This window comes from Stenotrophomonas sp. SMYL41 (assembly GCF_036319965.1).
In the GTDB taxonomy this organism is placed as follows: Bacteria; Pseudomonadota; Gammaproteobacteria; order Xanthomonadales; family Xanthomonadaceae; genus Stenotrophomonas; species Stenotrophomonas maltophilia_R.
Window position 1 is genome coordinate 88,369 of the sequence record NZ_JAWIRX010000017.1, and the last position, 24,948, is coordinate 113,316.

22 protein-coding genes are annotated in these 24,948 nt (G+C 66.0%); 15 read left to right on the plus strand and 7 right to left on the minus strand.

The window, feature by feature from the left end; all coding sequences use genetic code 11:
- Positions 1-46: 46 nt before the first annotated feature.
- The 3 genes from glpK to V3B30_RS17985 all read right to left on the minus strand — a co-directional run bounded on the left by glpK (position 47) and on the right by V3B30_RS17985 (position 3,891).
- Positions 47-1,546 carry a glycerol kinase GlpK gene (gene glpK / locus V3B30_RS17975; RefSeq protein ID WP_262083511.1) on the minus strand — a complete coding sequence of 500 codons (1,500 nt, stop codon included), beginning with the start codon at positions 1,544-1,546 and terminating at the stop codon, positions 47-49.
- A gap of 102 nt (positions 1,547-1,648) precedes the next feature.
- Complete coding sequence (glpD, locus tag V3B30_RS17980) at positions 1,649-3,130, minus strand: glycerol-3-phosphate dehydrogenase (RefSeq protein ID WP_100473996.1); 1,482 nt, start codon at positions 3,128-3,130, stop codon at positions 1,649-1,651.
- Between the two features lie 125 nt (positions 3,131-3,255).
- The gene (locus V3B30_RS17985; RefSeq protein WP_100473995.1) at positions 3,256-3,891 is read right to left on the minus strand and encodes an OmpW family outer membrane protein; all 636 of its coding nucleotides are present in this window, start codon (positions 3,889-3,891) and stop codon (positions 3,256-3,258) included.
- Between the two features lie 186 nt (positions 3,892-4,077).
- Between V3B30_RS17985 and V3B30_RS17990 the strand changes: the two genes are divergently transcribed.
- The 3 genes from V3B30_RS17990 (at position 4,078) to lpdA (ending at position 8,395) form a co-directional block, all read left to right on the plus strand.
- The gene (locus tag V3B30_RS17990; RefSeq protein ID WP_262083510.1) at positions 4,078-4,647 is read left to right on the plus strand and encodes a DNA-deoxyinosine glycosylase; all 570 of its coding nucleotides are present in this window, start codon (positions 4,078-4,080) and stop codon (positions 4,645-4,647) included.
- A 113-nt stretch (positions 4,648-4,760) separates the two neighbouring features.
- Positions 4,761-6,479, plus strand: a complete 1,719-nt coding sequence (aceF, locus tag V3B30_RS17995) for a dihydrolipoyllysine-residue acetyltransferase (protein ID WP_262083509.1) — start codon at positions 4,761-4,763, stop codon at positions 6,477-6,479.
- A 107-nt stretch (positions 6,480-6,586) separates the two neighbouring features.
- Positions 6,587-8,395, plus strand: coding sequence for a dihydrolipoyl dehydrogenase (lpdA, locus tag V3B30_RS18000; protein WP_262083508.1), 1,809 nt, complete (start codon positions 6,587-6,589; stop codon positions 8,393-8,395).
- A 323-nt stretch (positions 8,396-8,718) separates the two neighbouring features.
- On the opposite strand, the gene V3B30_RS18005 is transcribed toward lpdA, so the two are convergent.
- Positions 8,719-9,537, minus strand: coding sequence for a hypothetical protein (locus V3B30_RS18005; RefSeq protein WP_049429263.1), 819 nt, complete (start codon positions 9,535-9,537; stop codon positions 8,719-8,721).
- 459 nt (positions 9,538-9,996) lie between these two features.
- On the opposite strand from V3B30_RS18005, the gene V3B30_RS18010 reads away from it, so the two are divergent.
- The 10 genes from V3B30_RS18010 (at position 9,997) to V3B30_RS18055 (ending at position 19,501) form a co-directional block, all read left to right on the plus strand.
- Positions 9,997-10,362 carry a hypothetical protein gene (locus V3B30_RS18010; protein WP_014648497.1) on the plus strand — a complete coding sequence of 122 codons (366 nt, stop codon included), beginning with the start codon at positions 9,997-9,999 and terminating at the stop codon, positions 10,360-10,362.
- 31 nt (positions 10,363-10,393) lie between these two features.
- Complete coding sequence (gene atpB / locus V3B30_RS18015; RefSeq protein WP_049466592.1) at positions 10,394-11,194, plus strand: F0F1 ATP synthase subunit A; 801 nt, start codon at positions 10,394-10,396, stop codon at positions 11,192-11,194.
- 73 nt (positions 11,195-11,267) lie between these two features.
- Positions 11,268-11,573: a F0F1 ATP synthase subunit C gene (atpE, locus tag V3B30_RS18020; protein WP_005411133.1), complete on the plus strand. Its 306-nt coding sequence runs from the start codon at positions 11,268-11,270 to the stop codon at positions 11,571-11,573.
- A gap of 106 nt (positions 11,574-11,679) precedes the next feature.
- Positions 11,680-12,150, plus strand: coding sequence for a F0F1 ATP synthase subunit B (locus V3B30_RS18025; protein WP_005419512.1), 471 nt, complete (start codon positions 11,680-11,682; stop codon positions 12,148-12,150).
- A gap of 2 nt (positions 12,151-12,152) precedes the next feature.
- Positions 12,153-12,680, plus strand: coding sequence for a F0F1 ATP synthase subunit delta (locus tag V3B30_RS18030; protein ID WP_100473991.1), 528 nt, complete (start codon positions 12,153-12,155; stop codon positions 12,678-12,680).
- 44 nt (positions 12,681-12,724) lie between these two features.
- Positions 12,725-14,272 carry a F0F1 ATP synthase subunit alpha gene (gene atpA / locus V3B30_RS18035; protein WP_005411130.1) on the plus strand — a complete coding sequence of 516 codons (1,548 nt, stop codon included), beginning with the start codon at positions 12,725-12,727 and terminating at the stop codon, positions 14,270-14,272.
- A gap of 97 nt (positions 14,273-14,369) precedes the next feature.
- Positions 14,370-15,233 (plus strand): F0F1 ATP synthase subunit gamma, encoded by an 864-nt coding sequence (atpG, locus tag V3B30_RS18040; protein WP_005411129.1) that lies wholly within the window; start codon positions 14,370-14,372, stop codon positions 15,231-15,233.
- 38 nt (positions 15,234-15,271) lie between these two features.
- On the plus strand, positions 15,272-16,678 hold the full coding sequence (gene atpD / locus V3B30_RS18045) for a F0F1 ATP synthase subunit beta (protein ID WP_010481327.1): 1,407 nt from the start codon (positions 15,272-15,274) through the stop codon (positions 16,676-16,678).
- A gap of 113 nt (positions 16,679-16,791) precedes the next feature.
- A complete protein-coding gene (locus V3B30_RS18050; RefSeq protein WP_005411127.1) occupies positions 16,792-17,214 on the plus strand; it encodes a F0F1 ATP synthase subunit epsilon in 423 nt (140 codons plus the stop codon).
- Between the two features lie 73 nt (positions 17,215-17,287).
- Positions 17,288-19,501, plus strand: a complete 2,214-nt coding sequence (locus V3B30_RS18055) for a hypothetical protein (RefSeq protein ID WP_262083507.1) — start codon at positions 17,288-17,290, stop codon at positions 19,499-19,501.
- Positions 19,502-19,507: 6 nt separating this feature from the next.
- Here V3B30_RS18055 and V3B30_RS18060 read toward each other — a convergent pair whose 3' ends face one another.
- On the minus strand, positions 19,508-19,891 hold the full coding sequence (locus V3B30_RS18060) for a GtrA family protein (RefSeq protein ID WP_100473988.1): 384 nt from the start codon (positions 19,889-19,891) through the stop codon (positions 19,508-19,510).
- A gap of 83 nt (positions 19,892-19,974) precedes the next feature.
- Between V3B30_RS18060 and glmU the strand changes: the two genes are divergently transcribed.
- Both glmU and V3B30_RS18070 read left to right on the plus strand, forming a co-directional pair.
- On the plus strand, positions 19,975-21,342 hold the full coding sequence (gene glmU / locus V3B30_RS18065) for a bifunctional UDP-N-acetylglucosamine diphosphorylase/glucosamine-1-phosphate N-acetyltransferase GlmU (RefSeq protein ID WP_262083506.1): 1,368 nt from the start codon (positions 19,975-19,977) through the stop codon (positions 21,340-21,342).
- Positions 21,311-21,859 carry a GNAT family N-acetyltransferase gene (locus V3B30_RS18070; protein ID WP_262083505.1) on the plus strand — a complete coding sequence of 183 codons (549 nt, stop codon included), beginning with the start codon at positions 21,311-21,313 and terminating at the stop codon, positions 21,857-21,859. Before glmU ends, V3B30_RS18070 begins: the two co-directional genes overlap by 32 nt.
- A 385-nt stretch (positions 21,860-22,244) precedes the next feature.
- Here the strand turns inward: V3B30_RS18070 and V3B30_RS18075 are convergent, their stop codons facing one another.
- Together V3B30_RS18075 and V3B30_RS18080 are read right to left on the minus strand one after the other, a co-directional pair.
- Positions 22,245-23,597, minus strand: coding sequence for a HAMP domain-containing sensor histidine kinase (locus tag V3B30_RS18075; RefSeq protein WP_100473985.1), 1,353 nt, complete (start codon positions 23,595-23,597; stop codon positions 22,245-22,247).
- Positions 23,594-24,940, minus strand: coding sequence for a sigma-54 dependent transcriptional regulator (locus V3B30_RS18080; RefSeq protein WP_262083504.1), 1,347 nt, complete (start codon positions 24,938-24,940; stop codon positions 23,594-23,596). Before V3B30_RS18080 ends, V3B30_RS18075 begins: the two co-directional genes overlap by 4 nt.
- Positions 24,941-24,948: the final 8 nt, after the last annotated feature.

The window sequence follows — 24,948 nt, forward strand, 5'->3', positions numbered from 1 at the left end:
CCGCTGACGATGCCTGTGGTGGGTGTCGACCTTGGTCGACACCGCCTTAATCCACGTGGAAGGCGAGGGTAGCGGCAACGGCCTGCTGCCATCCGGCATACAGTTTCTCGCGCCGGGCCACCTCCATCTGCGGCTCGAAGCGCCGGTCCAGGCCCCACTGCGCGGCGATCTGTTCGCGGCTGGTCCAGAACCCCACCGCCAGGCCCGCCAGGTAGGCCGCACCCAGTGCGGTGGTCTCGGTCAGCCGAGGCCGCAGCAGCGGCACGCCGAGGATGTCGGCCTGGAACCCGGCCAGGAAGTCGTTGCCGATCGCACCGCCGTCGGCGCGCAGCTCGGTCAGCGCGATGCCCGCGTCGGACTGCATCGCATCGAGCACATCGCGGGTCTGGTAGGCCATCGCTTCCAGCGCGGCGCGCACGAAGTGCGCCTTGCGGGTGCCACGGGTCAACCCGAACATCGCACCGCGTACATCGCTGCGCCAATAGGGCGCGCCGAGGCCGACGAACGCGGGCACCAGGTAAGCGCCGCCACTGTCGGGCACCTGCGCGGCCAGTGCCTGGCTGTCGCTGGCACGTTCGATCATCCGCAGGCCGTCGCGCAGCCACTGCACCACCGAGCCGGCGATGAAGATCGAGCCTTCCAGCGCGTATTCCACGCGCCCGTCCAGGCCCCAGGCGATGGTGGTCAGCAGGCCGTTGCGCGAGCGCACCGCCTGCGCACCGGTATGCATCAGCATGAAACAGCCGGTGCCATAGGTGTTCTTGACCATGCCCGGCCGGAAGCAGGCCTGGCCGAACAGCGCCGCCTGCTGGTCACCGGCGATGCCGGCGATCGGGATCGGGTGGTCGAAGAAGAACTGCGGCCGGGTATGTGCGTAGACTGCGCTGGAGTCGCGCACCTGCGGCAGCATCGCGCGCGGGATGTCGAGCAGCGCCAGCAGGTCGTCATCCCAGTCCAGGGTGTGGATGTTGAACAGCAGGGTGCGCGCGGCGTTGCTGTAGTCGGTCACATGCGCCTGGCCACCGCTCAGGTTCCACACCAGCCAGCTGTCGATGGTGCCGAACAGCAGCTCGCCACGTTCGGCGCGCTGCTGCGCGCCCTCCACGTGGTCGAGGATCCAGCGCACCTTGGTGGCGGAGAAATAGGCATCGATCAGCAGGCCGGTCCGCTCGCGGATCAGCGCTTCATGCCCCTCGGATTTGAGCCGCTCGCAGATGGCGTGGCTCTGCCGCGATTGCCAGACGATGGCGTTGTGGATCGGCTGGCCGGTGGCGCGGTCCCAGACCACGGTGGTTTCGCGCTGGTTGGTGATGCCCAGTGCGGCGATATGGCGCGGGTCGATCTGCCCGCGGCTGAGCAGCTCGGTCAGCGTGGCATAGACGCTGGTAAGGATCTCGCGCGGGTCATGCTCGACCCAGCCGGGCTGCGGGAAGATCTGCGCGAACTCGCGCTGCGCGCTGCCGACGATGTTGCCGGCACGGTCGAACAGGATCGCGCGCGAACTGGTGGTGCCCTGGTCGATGGCCAGCACGTAGCGGGGCGTCATGCAGCGTCTCCGGTAGAGCGGTCAGGGTAATTTACCTTGCTCTCTGTACAGCCGGGCCATGCTCGGCTGCGTTGCATGATGTCCGCCGGGCATGGCCCGGCGCTACCGTTGCGACATCCACGCCTGCAGCCGTGCCACCTGCGCAGCATCCAGCCGCAACCCCAGCTTGCTCCGCCGCCACAGGATATCGTCGGTGCTGTATGCCCACTCGTGTTCGCGCAGGAAGTCCACTTCGCGCGCATGCAGGCCGTCGCCAAACTCCTCGCCAAGATCGTGCACGCCCTGTACACCCTGCAGCAGTTCCGCGCTGCGACTGCCATAGGCCCCGGCCCAGCGTCGCGCGATACCTGCGGGCAACCACGGTGCCAGCGCCAGCAAGCGCGAGCCTGCCTGTGCGGCGTCACCCCAGTCGCTGCCCGGCAGCGGGTCTCCGCGTGCCGTCCACGCCGGTCCCATCTGTGGCAGGGCAGGGCGCAGCAGGTCCACTGCCTCCTCGGCCAGCACCCGATAGGTGGTCAGCTTGCCACCCAGCACATGCAGCGCCGGTGCCGGGTCCGCCTGCAACTGCAGGCGGTAGTCGCGGCTGAGTTTTGCTGCGCGCGGATCCGGGTCAGCCAGCAGCGGACGGACGCCGGCGAACGCCCAGACCACCTCCTCCGGTGCGATGGGTTCGCGCAGGTAGCGATTGGCCGCTTCGCACAGGTAGGCCACCTCGGAAGGCAGCACGCTGCAGCGCGCCGGGTCACCGCGATAGTCGGTGTCGGTCGTGCCAACCAGCAGGTGGTCGTGCGCGAAGGGCAGCAGGAACACCACGCGTCCGTCGGGTTGCTGCAGCAGGCAGGCGCTGTCATCGGGCCAGGGCCGGCGCAGCACGATGTGGCTGCCTTGCACCAGGCGCAGTGCGGGGCCGCCGCTGCGCGTCTGCATCCGTTCCAGCAGGCCCCCGGCCCACGGCCCTGCCGCATTGACCACGGCGCGCGCATTCACATGGTGCGACTGGCCATCGGCGGACTCCAGAACAGCCTGCCATCGGCCCTGCGTGGGGCACAGGTCGATGCAGCGACTGCGCACCCGCACCTGTGCGCCTCGCTGCGCGGCATCCAGGGCGATGAGCAGTACCAATCGCGCGTCATCGACCTGCGCATCGGCGTAGCTGAAGGCCTGCCGCAGCGTCGGGGAGAGCCAGTGGCCAAGCGGGTCGCGTTGCAGGTCCAGCGCGCGTGACGCGGGGAAGGCGGGGCCGCGCCGGCCCAGATGGTCGTACAGCCACAGCCCCATGCGCAGCATCCATCGCGGGCGCAGGTGTGGCTCCCAGGGCAGTACGAAGCGCAGCGGATGGACCAGATGGGGCGCCTGCCGGCGCACCACCTCACGTTCGCCGAGCGCCTTGCGCACCAGCCCGAACTGGCCCTGTTCCAGGTAGCGCAGGCCGCCATGGATCAGTTTGCTGCTGGCACTGGAGGTGTGCGCGGCCAGGTCGTGCTGTTCGCACAGCAGCACGCGCAGGCCGCGGCCACTGGCGTCACGGGCAATGCCGGCGCCGTTGATGCCGCCACCGATCACCAGCAGGTCGATTTCGTGCATGGGGCCCCTCGCATCCGCCGGTAGAGCCGAGCCACAGCCGACTCTACACGGGCCTGCGGTGACGGAAACGACGACGGGCCCCGAAGGGCCCGTCGCGTTACATCAGTGAAGCAGCGTTGCCTGGATCAGAAGCGGGCGCCGATGCCGAAGCCGACGGTCCACGGGTCCATCTTGGCTTCGCCGATCTTCTCGCCGCCGACCTTGATGTCCGGGCGGGCGCGCATGTAGCGGGCGTCAGCACGGGCGAACCAGGTGGAGTTGATGTTCATGTCAACGCCGACGGTGCCGATCACGCCCTTGGCATCCTTGAAGCGGATGTCGCTGTCAGCGCCGTTGCCCAGCTTCTCGTTGCTGAAGCTGGACTGGTAGTAGCCGACGCCCACGAACGGGCGGAACACGTTGTCAGCCTGGCCGAAGTGGTACTGGCCGCTCAGCGCGACCGGCTGCTGCTCGACCGAGCCCAGGCGGGCGTTGTTCGGGCCCTTGAACTTGTTGTCGAACTTGTCGGCAGCGCCCCACAGCTCAACGGCCCAGTTGTCGTTGATGTAGTAGCTGAAGCTGACGGTCGGCGCCGGGCCACCGTCGGTCTTCTTCACGCCGGTGATCGGGTCGTTCTTCGGTTCCAGCAGCGAGATGCCGCCAACAACGGCAAAATGCTTGCCCGAAGCGGTATCGGTGGTGCTGCTGTCCTGGGCGAAAGCGGCCGGCGCGAAGGCGGCGGAGGTCAGCAGGGCGAGACTCAGGATACGGATGGAGCGCATGGGGGTATCTCCTAATGTTTCTTGTTTTGGGCCCCCGGTTGCGGGGCGAGCACACCGTAGTCGCCCCAACATGAATCGAATCCGACGCACGTTAAAAAATAGTTTTCCTTGTTCAGCGACCGGAGCGGAAAGCCTGTTTTCATGGGCCTTTCGGCCTTCGGCGACATTCATGCAGTTGGAGGAGATGTGAGCGAGGCAACGATGTGCGTGGGTTTGCAAGCGCAGGTGAACGCGGAGTGCCGGGTGCTGCTGCTGGGCTCGATGCCAGGCGTGGCGTCCCTGCAGGAGCAGCGCTACTACGCGCATCCGCGCAATCGTTTCTGGCCGCTGATGGCGGACATCTGCGGTTTCGATCCAGGTCTGGCCTACCCGCAGCGGCTGCAGGCGTTGGGCGCTGCGGGCATCGGCCTGTGGGATGTGATCGGTCGCTGCGAGCGTCGTGGCAGCCTGGATGCGGGCATCGTGCGTGGCACGGAAGTGGCCAATGCGCTGCCGGAACTGATCGCCACGCTGCCTGAGCTGAAGCTGATCGGCTGCAATGGCGGTGCCTCGCTGCAGGCATTCCAGCGTTGGGTGCTGCCACTGCTGGAGGCCCCGCCAAAGGTGGTCGCACTGCCATCGACCAGCCCGGCCAATGCAGGGTGGTCGCTGCCGCGCCTGCGCCAGGCCTGGCAGCCGGTAGCCGACGTACTGGCGACATCAAGCGGACATCGTCCGGACAATACGCTACCGACTGGTCGCGGCCGCAGCCCATGAGCAACAGCGTGTCCCGGCTGCGTGCGTACTGAAAACACCTGTAACGGTTGGCGCTGGCCCCCGCTGGCCGCACAATAGACGTTTCCCTACACCAGATTGCCGGAGTTATCCCCATGGCCGAAATCAAGGAAGCACTTGTCCCCGATATCGGTGACTACAGCGATATCCCGGTAATCGAGGTGCTTGTCGCCGTCGGCGACACGGTCAAGAAGGACCAGGGCCTGGTGACGCTGGAAAGCGACAAGGCGACCATGGAAGTGCCGTCCTCGGTGGCCGGCGTGGTCAAGGAACTCAAGGTCAAGGTGGGCGACAGCCTGTCCGAAGGCAAGGTCGTGGCGCTGATCGAAGTGGCCGAAGGCGAAGCCGAAGCCGCCAAGCCGGCCGCTGCCGCGCCGGCACCGGCCAAGGCCGCAGCTCCGGCTGCCGCCACCCAGAGCGCGCCGGCCCCGGCCGCGGCTGCGCCGGCCGCTCCGGCTGCCAGCGGTGGTGCGGTTGAAGCGCTGGTGCCGGATATCGGCGACTATTCCGGCATTCCGGTCATCGAAGTGCTGGTCGCCGTCGGTGACACGGTCAAGAAGGACCAGGGCCTGGTCACGCTGGAAAGCGACAAGGCGACCATGGAAGTGCCGTCGTCGGTGGCTGGCGTGGTGAAGGAACTGAAGGTCAAGGTCGGCGACACTCTGTCGCAGGGCAATGTGGTCGCCATCATCGAAGCCGAGGGCGCTGCCGCGCCGGAGCCGACCAAGGCTGCCGCTGCTGCCGCTCCGGCTGCCGCCGAGACCGCCACCAAGGTCGAGCCGGTCGCCGTGCCGGCGCAGCCGGACAAGCTGGCGGCCCGCGAGATCGCCTCGGCCGGTACCCCGTCCAGCCCGCCGGTGCAGTTCAACGCCGATGGCGTGCTGCCGGCCAAGGTGCCGTATGCCACCCCGGCGGTGCGCGTGTTCGCCCGCGAACTGGGCGTGGACCTGCTGCAGATCAACGGCACCGAGAAGGGTGGCCGCATTACCAAGGGTGATGTGCAGAAGTTCGTCAAGGCCGCGCTCAGCGGCGGCGTGCCGGCTGCCGGCGGTGCTACTGTCGCTGTCGGTGGTGGCCTGAACCTGCTGCCGTGGCCGAAGGTCGACTTCAGCAAGTTCGGCGAGACCGAAGTCCAGCCGCTGTCGCGCATCAAGAAGATCTCGGGTGCGAACCTGGCGCGCAACTGGGCCATGATCCCGCACGTCACCCAGTTCGAACAGGCCGACATCACCGACCTGGAAGGCCTGCGCGTGGCGCTGAACAAGGAAAACGAGAAGGCCGGCATCAAGCTGACCATGCTCGCCTTCCTGATCAAGGCCAGTGCCGCGGCGCTGAAGAAGTTCCCGGAATTCAACGCCTCGCTCGATGCCAGCGGTGAAAACCTGACCCTGAAGAAGTACTTCCACATCGGCTTCGCCGCCGACACGCCGAACGGCCTGGTCGTGCCGGTCATCCGCGACGTGGACAAGAAGGGCGTGGTGCAGATCGCGCAGGAAACCGGCGAACTGGCCAAGAAGGCACGTGACGGCAAGCTGGGCCCGGCCGACATGAGCGGCGGCTGCTTCTCGATCAGCTCGCTGGGTGGCATCGGCGGCACCGCGTTCACCCCGATCGTCAATGCACCGGAAGTGGCCATCCTCGGCGTTTCCAAGTCGTCCATCCAGCCGGTCTGGAACGGCAAGGAATTCGCACCGAAGCTGATGCTGCCGCTGTCGCTGAGCTACGACCACCGCGTCATCGACGGCGCACTGGCCGCACGCTTCACCACGTACCTGTCGCAGGTACTGGCCGACATGCGCCGCGTGCTGCTGTAAGGCACCGCTTCGCCCCCACCGTGCGGCCGCCGCCCCTGGCGCGGCCGCGTGAACAGATGCAGTGATAGCCCGCCGGCGCCGCCGGGCGGGCACGAGGAAACCCCACCATGGCCACGATTGAAGTCAAGGTTCCCGACATCGGCGATTACAGCGATGTGCCGGTGATCGAAGTGTTGGTCGCCGTCGGCGACACGGTGAAGAAGGATCAGGGTCTGGTGACCCTGGAGTCGGACAAGGCCACCCTGGAAGTGCCGTCCTCGGCCGCCGGCGTGGTCAAGGAAATCAAGGTCAAGCTGGGCGACACCCTGTCCGAAGGCGCCGTGGTCGTGGTGCTGGACGCTGAAGGCGCCGCCGAAGCGCCGGCCAAGGCCGCCGCGCCGGCTCCCGCTGCGGCCGCCCCAGCCAGCAAGCCGCCGGTGACCCCGTCGCATCGTGCCCCGGCCGAACCGGCTGCGCCGAAGCCGGCGCTGTCCAGCGGCAAGCCGGCCGACATCGAATGCGAAATGGTCGTGCTGGGCTCGGGCCCGGGTGGCTACACCGCCGCTTTCCGCGCCGCCGACGTCGGCCTGGATACGGTGCTGGTCGAGCGCTACGCCAGCCTCGGCGGCGTCTGCCTCAACGTGGGCTGCATTCCGTCCAAGGCGCTGCTGCATGCTGCTGCGGTGATCGACGAAGTGGCCCACGCCGGTGATTTCGGCGTCGCGTTCGGCAAGCCGACCATCACCCTGGACAAGCTGCGCGAGTACAAGGAAAAAGTCGTCAACCAGCTGACCAAGGGCCTGGCCGGCATGGCCAAGCAGCGCAAGGTCCGCAATGTGCAGGGCGTCGGCAAGTTCCTGTCGGCCAACGAGCTGGAAATCACCGCCGCGGACGGCAGTACCCAGCTGCTGCGTTTCCAGAAGTGCATCATCGCCGCGGGTTCGCAGGCAGTGAAGTTGCCGAACTTCCCGTGGGACGACAAGCGCGTGATGGACTCCACCGACGCGCTGGAGCTGGCCGAAGTGCCGGGCTCGCTGCTGGTCGTCGGCGGCGGCATCATCGGCCTGGAAATGGCCACCGTGTACAGCGCACTGGGCAGCAAGGTCACCGTGGTCGAGTTCATGGACCAGCTGATGCCGGGCGCCGACAAGGACCTGGTCAAGCCGCTGGCCGACCGCCTGAAGAAGCAGGGCATCGAAGTCCACCTGAAGACCAAGGCCTCGGGCGTCACCGCCGATGCCAAGGGCATCACCGTGAGCTTCGACGCCGCCGAGGAAGGCCAGGCGCCTGCGCTGGCGCAGGGCACCTTCGACCGCGTGCTGGTGGCCGTGGGTCGCTCGCCGAACGGAAAGAAGATCGATGCCGAAAAGGCCGGCGTGCAGGTCACCGACCGTGGCTTCATCCCGGTCGATCGCCAGATGCGCACCAACGTGCCGCACATCTTTGCCATCGGCGACATCGTCGGCAACCCGATGCTGGCCCACAAGGCCACGCACGAAGGCAAGCTGGCCGCTGAAGTGGCAGCCGGCCACAAGAAGGAATGGGTGGCCCGCGTGATTCCGTCGGTGGCCTATACCAACCCGGAAATCGCCTGGGTTGGCGTCACCGAAACCGAAGCCAAGGCCAAGGGCCTGAAGGTGGGCGTGGCCAAGTTCCCGTGGGCCGCCAGTGGCCGCGCGATCGGCATCGGCCGCACCGAGGGCTTCACCAAGCTGATCTTCGACGAAGAGACGCACCGCATCATCGGTGGTGCCATCGTTGGCGTGCATGCCGGTGACCTGCTGGCCGAGATCGGCCTGGCGATCGAGATGGGTGCGGAAGCCGAGGACATCGGCCACACCATCCATGCGCACCCGACGCTGAGCGAATCGGTGGCGATGGCCTCGGAAATCTACGACGGCACGATCACCGATCTGTACATGCCGAAGAAGAAGTAAGGCGCACGCGCCTTTCCGTACAAAAAGCCCCGGCCTCTGCCGGGGTTTTTTGTTGGCTGCGGGGATACCTTCGGCAGCACATCGCGAGGGTCTGGGCCGCTGCGCGGGTGGCAGGCGTTTGGACAAATGTCCCCCGCCGTCCGCCTGCGGCGGTCGCCTCCGCCTTTACTTTGTCCAAACGCCTGCCACCCGCAGCCCCCGCTCCCTCCAGCGCTCGACCCAGCTGCTCTTGCGCCTGCACGCAGGGAAAAACAGCACAAAAAAGCGCGGCCCCGATGTTCCGGAGGCCGCGCCAGGAGAGAGTGCCGTGGAAGGGGGGGGGATCAGAACACGAAGCTGACGCCGGCCACCGGGCCCTTGAATTCCTGCTTCAGGCCGATGGTGCCGTCGCTGCCCTTCTTGTCCGCGTCGAGCTTGAACCAGTCGTAGCCGGCGAACACGCCGAAGTTCTTGGTGAAGCGGTAATCGACGATGGCGTTGGCGCGGCTCAGGTCGCCCTTGTAGTCATCGAAGCTGCCCCAGCGCGTGTTGAGGTACTGGCCCTGCAGCGTGATCATCCACTTCTCCGACGGGGTGAAGCTCAGCCGCGCACCGACCACCGGCGCCACGCCATCGGTCTTCTCGTTGAGGAACTGGCCTTCGTAGACGGTACCCAGATCGGCGTAGGCCTTGGTGCTGACCTTGGCGTACTCGGCGCCCAGCTGCAGGCCGAGGTCGAAGGTATCGGTGTCCACCACCGAGTAGTCATAGACCAGGCTGGCGACCTGGTACTTCAGCTCGCCCTTCACGAAGCTGCCCGACGGCACGTTGACGTCACCGAAGGAGATGTCCTGGCCGAGGGTCTCGCGGCGGTCCTTGTCGTACTTGAAGTAGTTGAACAGCAGGCGCTGGCGGTTGCTGATGCGGAACATGCCGTCGATGCGCGGCTCCCATTCCTTGCCACCCAGCTTGAAGTCCTCGGAGAAGCCGATGTCCTGGCCGGCCACGTTGGTCTTGCCGCGGAGGGTATTGTCCGAGTCGATGTTCATTGCACCCAGGCGCAGGGCGAAGCGGTCATCGCCTTCGGCGGCATGGGCGGCAGTGGCGAACGAGGCCCCGGCGGCGAGCAGGGAGAGGGCGAGCAGGGTGGGTACGGAGCGCATCGAAGAGTCCTTGCAGTGGTTCATCAGAATGAAGATCACTGTGCAGGACAGGCCCGTCCACCATCCGTGAACGTATGGTCCACAGGGTGTGCACGGTTCAGCGCTGTCGCGATGATGCAAAGAGATGGCCCCGGAGCCGGGCTTCGGGGCCATCGTGGGACCTGCGGGGCGGAGCGTCGACGAGGTTGCTGCAGGCAGGTCGAAAGATCGGACCGGCGCCTGCGGCGAAAGTTCCGCGGCCTGCGACCAAAGTTCAATACTGCAGTGCAGCATCATGCGGACGTCATTGTCCCTTGGGTGGCACGCAAAAATGTAACCGTTACCGCAACTTGCGGCCTCCCGGGATGAACAGGGAGCGGTTGTCTCGCAAATTGTCCCATTGCTATAATTTGGCGGCTCGATGAGGCCCCCCTGCTGTAGCCGCCTCAGCCCTCCACTTGCAACCACGCGGGACGTCCTGTGCTGAACTCCGTTGATGCGGGTCGGCGACTGATGCTGCGCGCCGCGGTCTACCCGCTGGCCGCAGTGGCTGTCCTGGCCCTGGCCTTCCTGCTGGTGGGTCCGAAATATGCCCTCGGCGCGCTGGCGTCCGGTGTGGCCATTTCGGCCGGTGGCTGGGTGGCGGCACGGATGGCACTGGGCGGAGGGGCGGTGGCCGCAGGATCGGCGATGGCGCGCCTGATCATTGCGATCGTGGCCAAGTGGGTGGTGGTTTTCGGCGTCCTGCTGGTGGGGTTCCTGGTCTTCAAGCTGCCTGCATTGGCGCTGTTGGCCGGTATCGCCGTCGGCTTGATGTTCCAGGTCCTGGCCATGGCCAGGCGTTGACAGAATTCAATTAACTGAAGGTTCCGGACACATGGCGGGCGAGGCTCTAACCCCTACCAGCTACATCCAGCATCACCTGCACAACCTGACCGCACCGGTCGGCAAGGGTGAGGGTATGTTCTGGCATATCCACGTCGATACCTTCCTCACCGCGGTCCTGATGGGCCTGGTGATCGTTGTCGCGTTCTGGCTGGGGACCCGCAAGGCCACTGCCGGCGTGCCGGGCAAGTGGCAGGCCTTCGTCGAGATCTGCCTGGAGTTCGTCGACCGCCAGGCCAAGGACACCTATCACGGCAAGAGCAAGCTGGTCACGCCGATCGCCATCACGATCTTCTTCTGGATCCTGATGATGAACCTGATCAAGATGATCCCGGCCGACTTCATCGCCAAGCCGCTGGAATGGGCGGGCATCCACTACTGGAAGCCGGTGCCGACCGCTGACGTCAATGCCACCCTCGGCATGGCCATCAGCGTGTTCTTCCTGATGCTGTTCTTCGCGCTGAAGTCCAAGGGCCTGCTTGGCTTCATCAAGGAATTCCTGACGGCGCCGTTCGGCAAGTGGATGATGCCGTTCAACCTGATCCTCAACATCGTCGAGTGGCTGAGCAAGCCGATCTCGCTGGCGATGCGACTGTTCGGCAACATGTTCGGCGGCGAAATCGTGTTCCTGCTGATCTGGGTGCTGGGTGGTGCCGGTTTCTTCGGTGCCATTGCCGGTGGTGCGTTCGGCCTTGGCTGGATGCTGTTCCACCTGCTGGTGATCCCGCTGCAGGCCTTCATCTTCATGATGCTGTCGATCGTGTACCTGAGCCTGTCGGAAGACGCTCACTGAGTTTCAAGCTTCAACGCGTTTCAACCTTCATCCGTTTCATCACCCTTAGCAACTTAAGTTCCTGGAGATAACCATGTACTTCGCCGTCCTGACCAACTTCGCGCAGATTCAGAGCTCCACCGCCCTTGCCGTCGGCATCATGATCGGCCTGGCCGCGCTGGGCGCCGGTCTGGGTCTGGCCATCATGGCTGGTAAGTTCCTGGAGTCGGCCGCCCGCCAGCCGGAACTGATCCCGGTCCTGCAGGTCCGCATGTTCATCACCGCCGGCCTGATCGACGCCGCGTTCATCATCTCGGTCGCCGTTGGCCTGCTGCTGGCCTTCGCCAACCCGCTGTCGGCTGCCTTTGCTGGCGCCGTCACCAAGGCTCTGGCCGGCTGATACAGCGGTTTGAGACGACCGGGTGCTGCTGCACCCGGTTTCGGATGAAGGCCGGATGCGCCGCTACGGCGGCGCGTCCACCCCGAAACCAGCGATCGAGCTAACCATGAATATCAATTTCACCCTTCTTGCGCAGGCGCTGGCCTTCGCTGGTCTGATCTGGATCATCGCGACCAAGATCTGGCCGCCGCTGATGAACGCGATCGAAGAGCGCCAGCAGAAGATTGCTGAAGGCCTCGCTGCTGCCGACCGCAGCCAGAAAGATCTGGCCCAGGCGCAGGAGAAGGTCAACGAAGCGCTGAAGGAAGCCCGCACCAAGGCCAACGAGATCATCGATCAGGCCCACGCGCGTGCCAACCAGATCGTTGATGCTGCCCGTAACGAAGCGATCACCGAAGCCACCCGTCAGAAGGAACTGGCCCAGGCTGAAATCGACGCCGCCGCCAACCGTGCCCGTGAAGATCTGCGCAAGCAGGTGTCCGCGCTGGCCGTGACCGGTGCCGAAAAGCTGCTCAAGCGCGAAATCGACGCCAACGCCCACAAGGCGCTGCTCGACGAGCTGGCCTCGGAGATCTAAGGATGAGCCAGGCCCTCACGCTTGCCCGCCCGTACGCCCGCGCCGCGTTCGCGACCGCGCGCGACGAAGGCGCGTTCGCGCCGTGGTCGGACGCCCTGGCGTTCTCCGCCCACGTCGCCGCCGACCCGCGCGTGGCGGCCCTGCTCGCCAACCCGGAGCTGGGTCGTGACGACGCCGTCGCCCTGCTGGCGCCGGTGTCCCACGGCGAGACCTACTCGCGCTTCCTGGCCATCCTGGCCGAATCGCATCGTCTGCCGCTGCTGCCGGAAATCTCCGGCATGTTCGACGCCCTGCGCGCCGAAGCCGAGCACGTGGTCAAGGCCACGGTGACCTCGGCGGCCGATCTGTCGGCCGGTGAACTGGACGCGATCAAGGCTGCGCTGCGCAAGCGCTTCAACCGCGAGGTCGAAGTGACCACCGCGGTCGATGCCTCGCTGATCGGCGGCGCCGTGATCGACGCCGGCGACGTGGTCATCGATGGTTCGCTGAAGGGCAAGCTGGCCCGTCTGCAGACCGCGCTCGCTAACTGAATTCATTTAACGTCCGGCCCCGCTGCCGGCACTAGGACTTGACGATGGCAACCACGCTCAACCCCTCCGAAATCAGCGAACTGATCAAGAACCGCATCGAGAAGGTCAAGCTGGCCGCGGAATCGCGCAACGAAGGCACCGTGACCAGCGTGTCCGACGGCATCGTGCGCATCTTCGGTCTGGCCGACGTGATGCAGGGCGAAATGATCGAACTGCCGAACAACACCTTCGCACTGGCCCTGAACCTGGAGCGCGACTCGGTCGGCGCCGTGGTCCTGGGTGACTACGAGCACCTGCGCGAAGGCGATGTCGCCAAGACCACCGGCCGCATCCTGGAAGTGCCGGTCGGTCCGGAACTGCTGGGCCGCGTCGTGAACGCGCTGGGCGAGCCGATCGACGGCAAGGGCCCGCTGGGCACCGACCTGACCGCTCCGGTGGAGCGCGTTGCTCCGGGCGTGATCTGGCGCAAGTCGGTCGACCAGCCGGTGCAGACCGGTTACAAGTCGGTCGACTCGATGATCCCGATCGGCCGTGGCCAGCGCGAGCTGATCATCGGCGACCGCCAGACCGGCAAGACCGCCATGGCGATCGATGCGGTGATCAACCAGAAGGGCACCGGCATCAAGTGCGTGTACGTTGCGATCGGCCAGAAGGCTTCGACCATCGCCAACATCGTGCGCAAGCTGGAAGAGAACGGCGCGCTGGCCCACACCATCGTGGTGGCCGCGACTGCTTCCGAATCGGCTGCCATGCAGTACATCAGCGCCTACTCGGGCTGCACCATGGGTGAGTACTTCATGGACCGCGGCGAAGACGCGCTGATCGTGTACGACGATCTGTCCAAGCAGGCCGTCGCCTACCGCCAGATCTCGCTGCTGCTGAAGCGCCCGCCGGGCCGCGAAGCCTACCCGGGTGACGTGTTCTACCTGCACTCGCGCCTGCTGGAACGCGCTGCGCGCGTGTCCGAGGAATACGTCGAGAAGTTCACCGAAGGCAAGGTCACCGGCAAGACCGGCTCGCTGACCGCGCTGCCGATCATCGAAACCCAGGCTGGCGACGTGTCCGCCTTCGTTCCGACCAACGTGATCTCGATCACCGACGGCCAGATCTTCCTGGAAACCGACCTGTTCAACGCCGGCATCCGCCCGGCCGTGAACGCCGGTATCTCGGTGTCGCGCGTCGGTGGCTCGGCCCAGACCAAGATCATCAAGAAGCTGTCGGGCGGCATCCGCATCTCGCTGGCCCAGTACCGTGAGCTGGCTGCGTTCGCGCAGTTCGCCTCGGATCTGGACGAAGCGACCCGCAAGCAGCTGGAGCGTGGCCAGCGCGTCACCGAGCTGATGAAGCAGAAGCAGTACGCGCCGATGTCGATCGCCAACCAGGCGCTGTCGATCTACGCCGTCAACGAGGGCTACCTCGACGACGTGCCGGTCAACAAGCTGCTGGCGTTCGAAGAGGGCCTGCACGCCCACTTCGCCAACACCCAGGGCGAGCTGGTCAGCAAGGTCAACGCCACCGGCGGTTGGGACAACGACATCGAAGGTGCCTTCAAGAAGGGCATCGCCGAGTTCAAGACCACCGGCAGCTGGTAATCGCGGTCCTGTAGAGCGGAGCCGCTGGCTCCGCTGGACCAGATGACAAACGGTTGAACAACGCGGGGCATCTGCCCCGCGCCACGGGAAACAAGAGATGGCAAGCGGACGCGAAATCAAAACCAAGATCAAGAGTGTGCAGAACACCCGCAAGGTGACGCGCGCCCTGGAAATGGTCTCGGCCTCCAAGATCCGCAAGGCGCAGGATCGGATGAAGACCTCGCGTCCGTACGCGCAGGCGATGAAGCAGGTGATTGGGCACCTGGCCCAGGCCAGTACCGATTACCAGCATCCGTTCCTGGTCGAGCGCGAGCAGGTCAAGCGGGTCGGCTTCATCGTGATCTCCTCCGATCGCGGCCTGGCCGGTGGCCTGAACAACAACCTGTTCCGCAAGATGCTGGGCGAAGCCAAGGCATGGCAGGACAAGGGTGCGGAAGTGGACCTGGTGACCATCGGCCAGAAGGCGTCGACCTTCTTCCGCCGCGTGAAGGTCAACATGGTCGGCAGCGTGACCCACATCGGCGACGTGCCGAAGCTGGAGTCGCTGATCGGTGTGATCAAGGTGATGCTCGACGCCTTCACCGAGGGCAAGATCGACCGCGTGTACCTGGTCTACAACCGCTTCGTGAACACCATGGTGCAGAAGGCCAGCTTCGATCAGCTGCTGCCGCTGCCGCCGGCTGAGAAGCAGGTCGCTCACCACGACTGGGACTACCTGTACGAACCCGATGCCGCGACCGTGCTCGAGCACGTGATGACGCGTTACATCGAGTCGCTGGTGTACCAGGCACTGCTGGAAAACGTCGCCTCCGAGCATGCGGCACGCATGGTTGCGATGAAGGCGGCGAGCGACAACGCCAACAAGCTGATCGGCACCCTGCAGCTCGTCTACAACAAGGCGCGCCAGGCAGCGATCACCCAGGAAATCTCCGAAATCGTCGGCGGCGCGGCAGCAGTCTGACCGCGTTCGTTCAAAGCACACATTTAGAGGATGCAGCAATGAGTCAGGGCAAGATCGTTCAGATCATCGGCGCGGTCGTCGACGTCGAATTCCCGCGTGAGTCGGTGCCGAAGGTGTACGACGCACTGAAGGTCGACAACACCGAAATCACCCTTGAAGTCCAGCAGCAGCTGGGCGACGGCGTGGTGCGTACCATCGCCCTCGGTTCCACCGACGGCCTGAAGCGCAACCTGGTTGCCACCAACACCAACCGCGGCATCTCCGTGCCGGTCGGTGCTGGCACCCTGGGCCGCATCATGGACGTGCTGGGCCGCCCGATCGACGAAGCCGGCCCGGTGGCCGCCAGCGACAGCTGGGAAATCCACCGTGCGGCTCCGTCGTACGAAGACCAGTCCCCGGCCACCGAGCTGCTGGAAACCGGCATCAAGGTCATCGACCTGATGTGCCCGTTCGCCAAGGGCGGCAAGGTCGGCCTGTTCGGCGGCGCCGGCGTCGGCAAGACCGTCAACATGATGGAACTGATCAACAACATCGCCAAGGCGCACAGCGGCCTGTCCGTGTTCGCCGGCGTGGGTGAGCGTACCCGTGAGGGCAACGACTTCTACCACGAAATGAAGGACTCCAACGTCCTGGACAAGGTGGCGATGGTGTACGGCCAGATGAACGAGCCGCCGGGCAACCGTCTGCGCGTCGCCCTGACCGGCCTGACCATGGCCGAGTACTTCCGCGACGAGAAGGACGAAAACGGCAAGGGCAAGGACGTCCTGCTGTTCGTCGACAACATCTACCGCTACACCCTGGCCGGTACCGAAGTGTCGGCACTGCTGGGCCGCATGCCGTCCGCCGTGGGTTACCAGCCGACCCTGGCCGAGGAAATGGGCGTCCTGCAGGAGCGCATCACCTCGACCAAGAACGGTTCGATCACCTCGATCCAGGCCGTCTACGTTCCCGCGGACGACCTGACCGACCCGTCGCCGGCGACCACCTTCGCCCACCTGGACTCGACCGTGACCCTGTCGCGTTCGATCGCCTCGCTGGGTATCTACCCGGCCGTCGATCCGCTGGACTCCACCAGCCGCCAGATGGACCCGCTGGTCATCGGCCACGAGCACTACGACACCGCCCAGCGCGTCCAGCAGACCCTGCAGAAGTACAAGGAACTGAAGGACATCATCGCGATCCTGGGCATGGACGAGCTGTCCGAAGAGGACAAGCAGGCCGTGTCGCGCGCCCGTAAGATCGAGCGCTTCTTCAGCCAGCCGTTCCACGTGGCCGAAGTGTTCACCGGTTCGCCGGGCAAGTACGTGCCGCTGAAGGACACCATCCGTGGCTTCAAGGCCATCGTCGATGGCGAGTACGACCACCTGCCGGAGCAGGCGTTCTACATGGTCGGCGGCATCGAAGAAGCGGTCGAGAAGGCCAAGAAGATGGCCGAGAAGGCCTGATCCGGGACGGGCGGGAGCGATCCTGCCCGACCTGACGCCGGCGCCGGGCAACCGCCCGCGCCGGTGGACCCCCACGGTGGCATTGCGCCGCCGCGAACAGCGAAGAGATTTGCATGAGCACGATCCGTTGCGACATCGTCAGCGCCGAGCAGGAAATCTTCCGTGGCGAAGCGACCCTGGTCGTGGCCACCGGTGAGCTGGGCGAACTGGGCATCGCGCCCAAGCACGCGCCGCTGATCACCCGCCTGAAGCCGGGCAAGGTGGTGGTGACCACGCCGAACGGCGAGCAGCTGGATTTCGCCATTTCCGGCGGCATCCTGGAAGTGCAGCCGCAGGTGGTGACCGTGCTGGCCGACACCGCGATCCGCGCACAGGACATCGACGAAGCCTCGGTCCGCAAGGCCAAGGAAGAAGCGGAGCGCATCCTGGCCAACCGCGGCGAAGCGATGGAAGTGGCTGAAGCCCAGCAGAAGCTGGCCGAAGCCGTCGTCCAGCTGCAGGCGCTGGAGCGCCTGCGCAAGACCCTCAAGCACTGAGGTTCGCGCGTCATCAAGCAGAAACGCCGGCTTGCATGCCGGCGTTTTTGTTTGTTCTCCACAGGAGCAGGGAATGCAGCAGTATTCGACAACGATAGAGGGCGGCAGCTGGCAGCGGCAGTGGCGCACACCGGCGGGCGCATTCCTGGTTGCCTGGATCGTCCTGTGCCTGCCATGGCTCAGTGGCATCAAGACCATTCCCTTCGACGCCGTGCAGCAGTTCTTCCCGGCTGTCAGCTTCAGTGCCGAGCAGCTGCGTCATCTGCAGGCCCCCTGGTGGAATCCCTATCTCTACGGTGGCTACCCGCAGGTGGCCGACCCGCAGATGATGACGCTGCAGCCGACGATGCTGCTGCCGATGCTGCTGGCACCCAGCTCCCTGCACCTGTTTACGGTGGTGGTGCTGCTGCATGTGCTGGCAGGCGGCCTGGGTGCGCTGCGGCTGGGTCGCCTGCAGGGCATGGCGCCGCCCGCGCAGCTGCTGTTCGCACTCACGTTGATGTTCGGGGGCGTGGCCGCTTCGCGCCTGCAGCACACGCCGATGATCATCAGTTACTGCCTGCTGCCCTGGCTGTGGCTGGGCCTGGAGCAGGTCCGCCGGCGGGGACGGATGCGCGACATCCTGCTGGCCGGTGTGGCCGGCGGCCTGTGTGCGCTGCAACTGACCCAGGTCACCTATTTCATCATCCTCGCGTGCGCGATCTACGCCGTGGGTGCTGTCCTGCTGGCACAGGGGCAGCGCGTGCGCCTGCTGTGGCAGCTGGGCGTGGTGGCCATTCTCGCCGGCGCTGTGAGTGCGCCGCAGTGGCTGTCCACGCTGGCCTGGCTGGACCAGACCAATCGCAATGGCTTGTCGCTGGAAGCCGCGCTGCCCGGTGCCATTCACTGGCAGACACTGGTGACACTGCTGTCGGGCAACGTGTTCTCGCAGGGGCGCGGCGATAGCTGGGCCTTCGGTGACATCAGCGCCGACTACCTCTATCTGGGGGCAGTGCCGCTGGCGCTGTGGCTGCTCTGGGGCGGTGAGGTGCTGCGGCGCAGGCCGGCGGCGGCCCGCATCGCGCTGTGTGCGCTGACGCTGGCGATCCTGGTCGCGGTGGGTGGCGCGACGCCGCTGTTCCCCTGGCTGTTTGGCTGGCTTCCGGGGCTGGACCTGTTCCGGCGCCCATCCGATGCGCTGTTCCTTACCGTGCCCGCGGCGGCGTGGTTGGGTGCCAATGCGCTGCAGGTTGCCCTGCAGCGGCAACCGTTGCGATTGCACTGGGTGTCTGTGGCGGCCGTCGCGATGCTGGCTGCGTGTGCCGCATGGCTGGCGATCGATCATGGCCATCCGCTCGCCTTCGCCTGGCTTGCCGTCAGCGCCGCGCTGGGCGTGGCCGCAGTGCAGGTGCTGCGCCGCCACCCGGCGCCTGCGCGCTGGGTGCTGGCACTGGTGCTGCTGGACCTGCTGTTGTTCAACGTCGGCACCAGCTTCAACGCGGGCAGCGGCACCAAATCGGTGCTCACCGCCGATCGTGCGGGTCCTGCGCAGCGCGCCTATGCGTTGCTGGCGGCAGAGCGGCATATCGGCATACCCGAGCGCGCGGTGGTCTTCGGCATCGGTGGACTCACCAATGGTGCGGCGGTGCATGCCATTGCGCTGGCAAATGGCTACAACCCGCTGCTGGCAAGCGACTATCTGCAGATGACCGGGATGCCGGGCGAACCGGTCGATACCTTCCAGCAGAAAGCTCCCACTGCCTGGATGCCAGACACCGCTGCTCCCCTGTACGACCTGCTGGGCGTGCGTTGGCTGCTGGCCCAGGAGCCATTCCCGGGCTCCAGTGCGCAGGGCGACCAGGTGGAACTTGCGCGGCGCGGCAGTGTGCTGCCACGCGTACTGAATCCGCGGCAGGTGCGCCGCCATGACGAGCGTCTACCGCCTGCACCGCTGTTCAACCAGACCGATTTCAAACGGCAGCTGTGGCTGCCCGCCGCCGCCAGCAGCCTCTGCGCCGAACAGGATGCTGGTGAGGCCACGGTGCAGGTGCTGCAGTACCTGCCCGGACGCATCGAGCTGACGGTGGTGGCCGACCGTGCGGCGTGGGTGGTGATCAACGAAACCACCGGCCGTGGCTGGCAGGCGCAGCTCGAGGATGGCCAGGTGCTGCCGCTGCTGCGCGGTAATGGCCTCTTCCATGCGTTGTGCGTGCCGGCCGGGCAGCATCAGGTGCGGTTGCGCTACAGCGCGCTGCAGCTGTGGCGTGAGGGAGTGGGCGCGCGCCTGCGCGGCGACGGTGATCGCTGACCCCGATCAGCGGTACACAAGGTAGCGCATCAACAGGAACGACACGCACGCCAGCCCGCCTTCCACCAGCGGCTTGGCCAGCCAGGCGTACTGCAGGCCAAGCGCGTGGTCGACCACGCTCACCAGCAACGTGCTTGCCGCGGTCAGCAGCAGCCATAGCGCGAAAAAGCGTGCGAAACGCCTCCAGCCCAGCTTGTGGGCGCCGGCCTCGGCAAAGGTGTAGCGGCCATTGAGCCAGAAGCCCAGGAGCATGCCCGCCAGGCGTCCGGCGACGTTGGCCGGTGCCACCGCCATGCCCAGCGCGGTGGCGACCACGAAGACCAGCCAATCGACGAGCAGCTGCACGAGCCCGATGAGGAGGTAGGCGCTTCCCTGGCGGACGAGGCTCATCGGCATGGTGAAGGAGGAAGGATGCCCATGTTAACGGCTCACGCTCTAGAATCACCGGCAACGAACCTCGGACTGCCGTTCCCATGACCCAAGCCCTGCACGTCATCATCCTCGCCGCCGGCGCTGGCAAGCGCATGAAGTCGGTGCTGCCGAAGGTGCTGCAGCCGATCGCCGGCCAACCAATGCTGGCGCACGTGATCGATGCGGCCCGCGAACTGCAGCCGGCGGCCATCCATGTGGTCTACGGCCATGGCGGTGAGGCGGTGCGGCAGCATTTCGCCGGCCAGCCCGACCTGCAGTGGGCTGAACAGGCACAGCAGCTGGGTACTGGCCACGCAGTGGCGCAGGCGATGCCGCAGGTGCCGGATGCCGTGCAGGTGCTGGTGCTGTACGGCGATGTACCACTGATCCGCGCGCAGACCCTGCGCGACCTGCTCGCGCAGCCGGGGCGGTTGGCGGTGCTGGTCGCCGAGGTCGATGACCCGACCGGCTACGGCCGCGTACTTCGCGATGCAGAAGGCAAAGTGGGTTCGATCGTCGAGCAGAAGGACGCCACGGACGACCAGCTGCGCGTGCGCACGATCAACACCGGCATCATCGCTGCCGAGTCGACCGCGCTGCGTCGCTGGCTGTCGCAGCTGTCCAACAGCAATGCGCAGGGTGAGTACTACCTGACCGACGTGTTCGCGTTCGCCGCGCATGAATACACGCCGGCCGAGATGGCGCTGGTGGCCGATGCGCAGGAGGCCGAGGGGGCGAACGATCCCTGGCAGCTTTCGCAGCTGGAGCGCGCCTGGCAGCGCCGCGCGGTGCGGGCGCTTTGTGCGCAGGGCGCACGCGTGCGCGATCCGGCACGGCTCGACATTCGTGGCAGCGTCACCGTGGGCCGGGACGTGCTGATCGATGTGGATGTCGTTCTCGAAGGCAGCATCGTGCTCGGCGACGGCGTCACCGTTGGCCCGTTCAATCGGCTGAAGGACGTCACGCTCGGTCCGGGTACCGAAGTGCGCGCGCATTGCGACCTGGAAGGCGTCGTCACCGAAGGCGCGGCACAGGTCGGTCCGTTCGCGCGCCTGCGCCCGGGTACCGTGCTGGCCGATGGCGTGCACGTCGGTAATTTCGTCGAAACCAAGAAGGTCACCCTTGGCGTCGGCAGCAAGGCCAATCACCTCACCTATCTGGGGGATGCAGTGATCGGCAGCAGGGTGAACATCGGTGCCGGCACCATCACCTGCAACTACGACGGCGTGAACAAGTCGACCACCACCATCGGCGACAACGCGTTCATCGGCTCCAACAGCTCACTGGTGGCGCCGCTGACGATCGGCGAGGGCGCGACCATCGCCGCAGGCTCGGTCATCACCCGCACCGCCCCGGACGGCAAGCTGACACTGGCACGTGCACGACAGGAAACCATCGATGGCTGGAAGCGCCCGGTCAAGAAATCCTGAGCCACGCCTTCCGCACGCCGACGAGCTCGGCGTGCTGCCGGCGATCGAACAACGCGCCGGTGAACTGCTGAAGGGTCACCAGGCCTACCCGGTGTTTGCCGGGCACGGCCGGGACCTGCAGACGCTGCAGGACGGCCTTCGGCGTGGCCAGTTGTGGGTGGTCGATGCCGCCGAAGGCGGTATTGCGGGCTACCTGCTGGGTGGCGAGTTGTGCGGCGAGTTCCATGTCCTGCAGATGGATGTGGACCCGGCGCATGCGCGTCGCGGCCATGGCCGTGCATTGCTGCGCCATGCCTTGGCACAGGCCAGGGCCGCCGGCTTCGCTGCAGCGGTGCTGACCACGTTGAGCGATGTGCCGTGGAATGCGGCCTTCTATGCCAGCGAGGGCTTCGTTGAAGTGCCGGAGGCAGAGTGGGGCGAGGGCCTGCACGCAGTCATGGCCGAAGAGGCTGCGCTCGGGTTTCCGATGCACCTGCGGGTCGCGATGCGGCGATCCATCTCTTCGCTGGGTGGCTGAAGGTCGGCCACCGGTCATGGGCGTTACTTTTCTTTGTGCGCAAAGAAAAGTAACCAAAAGAAACGCTCCGCCGGTCGCGAGCCGATGCTGCGCATCGGTGCCCTGCGCTTCTCGGTGAATCAGGGGACGGCGCCGAACTCGCTGTGCTCAAACATCGGCGCCTCTGCGCCCCGGATTCCCCTGCGATGCTCGGCTCGCTCAAGGCGGAACCAACATCCAGAGCCACAGCTGCACCCAGTCGATTCAAACTACGCGTGGATCTCGTTGCATTTGCTCTTGATGCTCCCGTTCCCCTGGAGCGCAGGATGCCGATGCCGCAGCTTTGGCAGGTGCCAACCTTGATCGGCACATCCACGCATGGCGTGGATCTACCTGATCGACCTACTCAACCCACCGGCAACAGGATCGACACGCACAGCCCGCCATCACCGCGGTTCTGCAGCGACACGCGCCCGCCATGTGCCTCCACGATCTCGCGGGTCAGCGCCAGCCCCAGCCCGGTGCCGTTGCGCTTGGTCGAATAGAACGGCATCAGCGCGTTCTGCAGCACCTGTTCGTTCATGCCCTTGCCGCGGTCCAGTACATCCAGGCGCAGCCACTGCGGCAACCGCGTCAGCTGTACCTGCACGTCATCGTTGGGTGGATCGGCTTCGGCGCAGGCTTCATGGGCGTTCTTCAACAGGTTCAACAGTGCCTGCCCGAACTGCGCGATGTCGATGCGGCTGCTCAGTTCCTCGTCCGGCTCGCGCTCCATGGTGAACGGGATCTGCTGGCGGAGGCTGGACAGGAACGGCGCCCAGTGCACGGTCTGCAGTTGCGGCTGCGGCAGCTTGGCGAAGCGTGCATAGCCACGGATGAAGCCTTCCAGGTGGCGTGCGCGATCCTCGATGGTGGTGAAGATCTCCGGCAGCCGGTCAAAGCGTTCACGCTGCACCAGTACACCGCCGGAGTGGGCCAGCGAGGCAATCGGCGCCAGCGAATTGTTCAGTTCGTGGCTGATCACCCGGATCACCTTCTTCCAGGTCTGTACTTCCTGGCGGCGCAGCTCGGCGGTCAGCAGGCGCACCAGCAGCAGATCGTGCGGACGACCATTGAGCTGGAAGGCGCGGCGCGAGAGGTGGTAGACCTGTTCGTCATCCTCATCGCCGTCTTCGCCTTCGGCATGCACCGCGAACAGGCTGTCACCGCCGCGGGCGATCGCGTCGCGCAGCTCCACCGGCACCTGTTCGAGGACATCCTCCAAGCGCTGGCCCTCCAGCTTCCAGCCCCCGTGCAGCAGCTTGCGCGCAGCCAGATTGGAGAACACTACGCGGGCGATGCCATCACCACCCGAGGCGATCAGCAGCATCGCCACCGGCGTGTTCTGCACCATCGTGTCCAGAAGCAGTTCGCGTTGCACCAGGCCCTGCCGCTGTGCACGCAGCACATCGCCCAGTTCGCGGTGTGCCTGCACCAGGTCGCCGAGCTCGTCATTGCCGGGCCAGTGCACGCCGAAGTTGTATTCGCCGTCGCGATAGCTGCTGGTGGTGCCCGCCAGGGCCCGCATCAGTGACCGCACCGGGGCGGTAGCCCGACGCAGGGTCCACCACATCAGCGATAGCAGGATCAACGCCGACACCGTGGTCACCACCCAGCCATGGTTCATCCAGTACGCCAGCAACCACGGCAACGCGGCGGCCAGCGCCAGCACCGGCAGCAGGCGCAGGAACAGGCGGAAAGTGAACGAGCGCCGTTTCATTCGCGCGGAATGCCGTGGCGGTCCATGCGCCGGTACAGGGCCTGGCGGCTCAGGCCCAGTTCGGCGGCCGCCTGGGCGATGACGCCGTGATTGCGTGCCAGCACATCCTCGATGCGCTCGCGGTCGGGATCGTTGCCAGCACTCGGTGCCGGTCGCGGCACCGGTGCAGCACGCGGCAGGTTCAGGTCGGCCACCTCGATGCGATTGCCGGCCGCCAGCAGTTCTGCACGCTGGATCACGTTGCGCAGTTCGCGCACGTTGCCCGGCCACGGGTGCCGTTGCAGGGCCGCGCTGGCAGCGCTGGACAATGGCTTGCCGGCCGTCAGGAAGCGCTCGGCCAAAGGCAGGATGTCGCCCGCGCGCTCGGCCAATGGTGGCAGCACCAGTTCCACCGTATTGAGGCGGTAATAGAGATCTTCGCGGAACGTGCCGTCGCGGATCATCGCCGGCAGGTCGGCATTGGTCGCGCTGACCACGCGGACCTTGACCTGGCGTTCGCGATTGGAGCCCAGGCGCTCGAAGCGGCCGGTTTCCAGCACACGCAGCAGCTTCATCTGCCCGCCGAGTGACAGGTTGCCGATCTCATCCAGGAACAGCGTGCCTCCGTCGGCAGCTTCGAACTTGCCCTCGCGCGCCTTGTTGGCGCCGGTGTAGGCGCCGGCATCGGCACCGAACAGTTCGGCCTCGATCAGTTCCGACGGCAGCGCGCCACAGTTGACCGTGACGAATGGGCCCTTGGCCACCAGCGAGTTGGCCTGGATGATCTGCGCGATCTTTTCCTTGCCGGCGCCATTGGGGCCGGTGATCAGCACCGGCAGCTCGGAGCGCGCGACCTGGCAGGCCAGGGCGATGACGCGCTCGCTGGCCGGATCGGCGAACACCGCACCGCACAGGTCGTACTTTTCTTCCAGCGCATTGCGCTGGCGCAGCTCACGGCTGCGGCGGCGGTCCAGTTCGCGCCGCGCCTCGGACAACTCCAGCAGGTTGTTGACCGTGGTCAGCAGCTTGCGGTCGTCCCACGGCTTGGCCAGGTAGTCGGCGGCGCCGGCCTTGACCAGGTCCACCGCGCTGCTCAGGTGGGTCCAGGCGGTCAGCAGGATCACCGGCAGGTCCGGGTGGCGCGCGCGGATCTGCGCGAACAGGTCTTCGCCTTCCTCGCCGGAGGTGGTGTCCTCGCTGAAGTTCATGTCCTGGATCACCAGGTCGACCGGCTGCGACTCAAGCAACGCCAGCCCCTCGGCCGGGCTCTGCGCCTGCAGGGTGTCGATGTCGTGCAGGGAGAACAGCACATCCAGCGCGGTGCCCACGCTGGCGTTGTCGTCGATGATCAGGATCGAAGGCATCAAGCGGT

Coding starts and splice junctions, on each gene's coding strand:
- glpK (WP_262083511.1), bottom strand. CDS start 1,546: ATGACGCCCCGCTACGTGCTGGCCATCGACCAGGGCACCACCAGTTCG.
- glpD (WP_100473996.1), bottom strand. CDS start 3,130: ATGCACGAAATCGACCTGCTGGTGATCGGTGGCGGCATCAACGGCGCC.
- V3B30_RS17985 (WP_100473995.1), bottom strand. CDS start 3,891: ATGCGCTCCATCCGTATCCTGAGTCTCGCCCTGCTGACCTCCGCCGCC.
- aceF (WP_262083509.1), top strand. CDS start 4,761: ATGGCCGAAATCAAGGAAGCACTTGTCCCCGATATCGGTGACTACAGC.
- lpdA (WP_262083508.1), top strand. CDS start 6,587: ATGGCCACGATTGAAGTCAAGGTTCCCGACATCGGCGATTACAGCGAT.
- V3B30_RS18005 (WP_049429263.1), bottom strand. CDS start 9,537: ATGCGCTCCGTACCCACCCTGCTCGCCCTCTCCCTGCTCGCCGCCGGG.
- atpB (WP_049466592.1), top strand. CDS start 10,394: ATGGCGGGCGAGGCTCTAACCCCTACCAGCTACATCCAGCATCACCTG.
- atpE (WP_005411133.1), top strand. CDS start 11,268: ATGTACTTCGCCGTCCTGACCAACTTCGCGCAGATTCAGAGCTCCACC.
- V3B30_RS18025 (WP_005419512.1), top strand. CDS start 11,680: ATGAATATCAATTTCACCCTTCTTGCGCAGGCGCTGGCCTTCGCTGGT.
- V3B30_RS18030 (WP_100473991.1), top strand. CDS start 12,153: ATGAGCCAGGCCCTCACGCTTGCCCGCCCGTACGCCCGCGCCGCGTTC.
- atpA (WP_005411130.1), top strand. CDS start 12,725: ATGGCAACCACGCTCAACCCCTCCGAAATCAGCGAACTGATCAAGAAC.
- atpG (WP_005411129.1), top strand. CDS start 14,370: ATGGCAAGCGGACGCGAAATCAAAACCAAGATCAAGAGTGTGCAGAAC.
- atpD (WP_010481327.1), top strand. CDS start 15,272: ATGAGTCAGGGCAAGATCGTTCAGATCATCGGCGCGGTCGTCGACGTC.
- V3B30_RS18050 (WP_005411127.1), top strand. CDS start 16,792: ATGAGCACGATCCGTTGCGACATCGTCAGCGCCGAGCAGGAAATCTTC.
- V3B30_RS18055 (WP_262083507.1), top strand. CDS start 17,288: ATGCAGCAGTATTCGACAACGATAGAGGGCGGCAGCTGGCAGCGGCAG.
- V3B30_RS18060 (WP_100473988.1), bottom strand. CDS start 19,891: ATGAGCCTCGTCCGCCAGGGAAGCGCCTACCTCCTCATCGGGCTCGTG.
- glmU (WP_262083506.1), top strand. CDS start 19,975: ATGACCCAAGCCCTGCACGTCATCATCCTCGCCGCCGGCGCTGGCAAG.
- V3B30_RS18070 (WP_262083505.1), top strand. CDS start 21,311: ATGGCTGGAAGCGCCCGGTCAAGAAATCCTGAGCCACGCCTTCCGCAC.
- V3B30_RS18075 (WP_100473985.1), bottom strand. CDS start 23,597: ATGAAACGGCGCTCGTTCACTTTCCGCCTGTTCCTGCGCCTGCTGCCG.
- V3B30_RS18080 (WP_262083504.1), bottom strand. CDS start 24,940: ATGCCTTCGATCCTGATCATCGACGACAACGCCAGCGTGGGCACCGCG.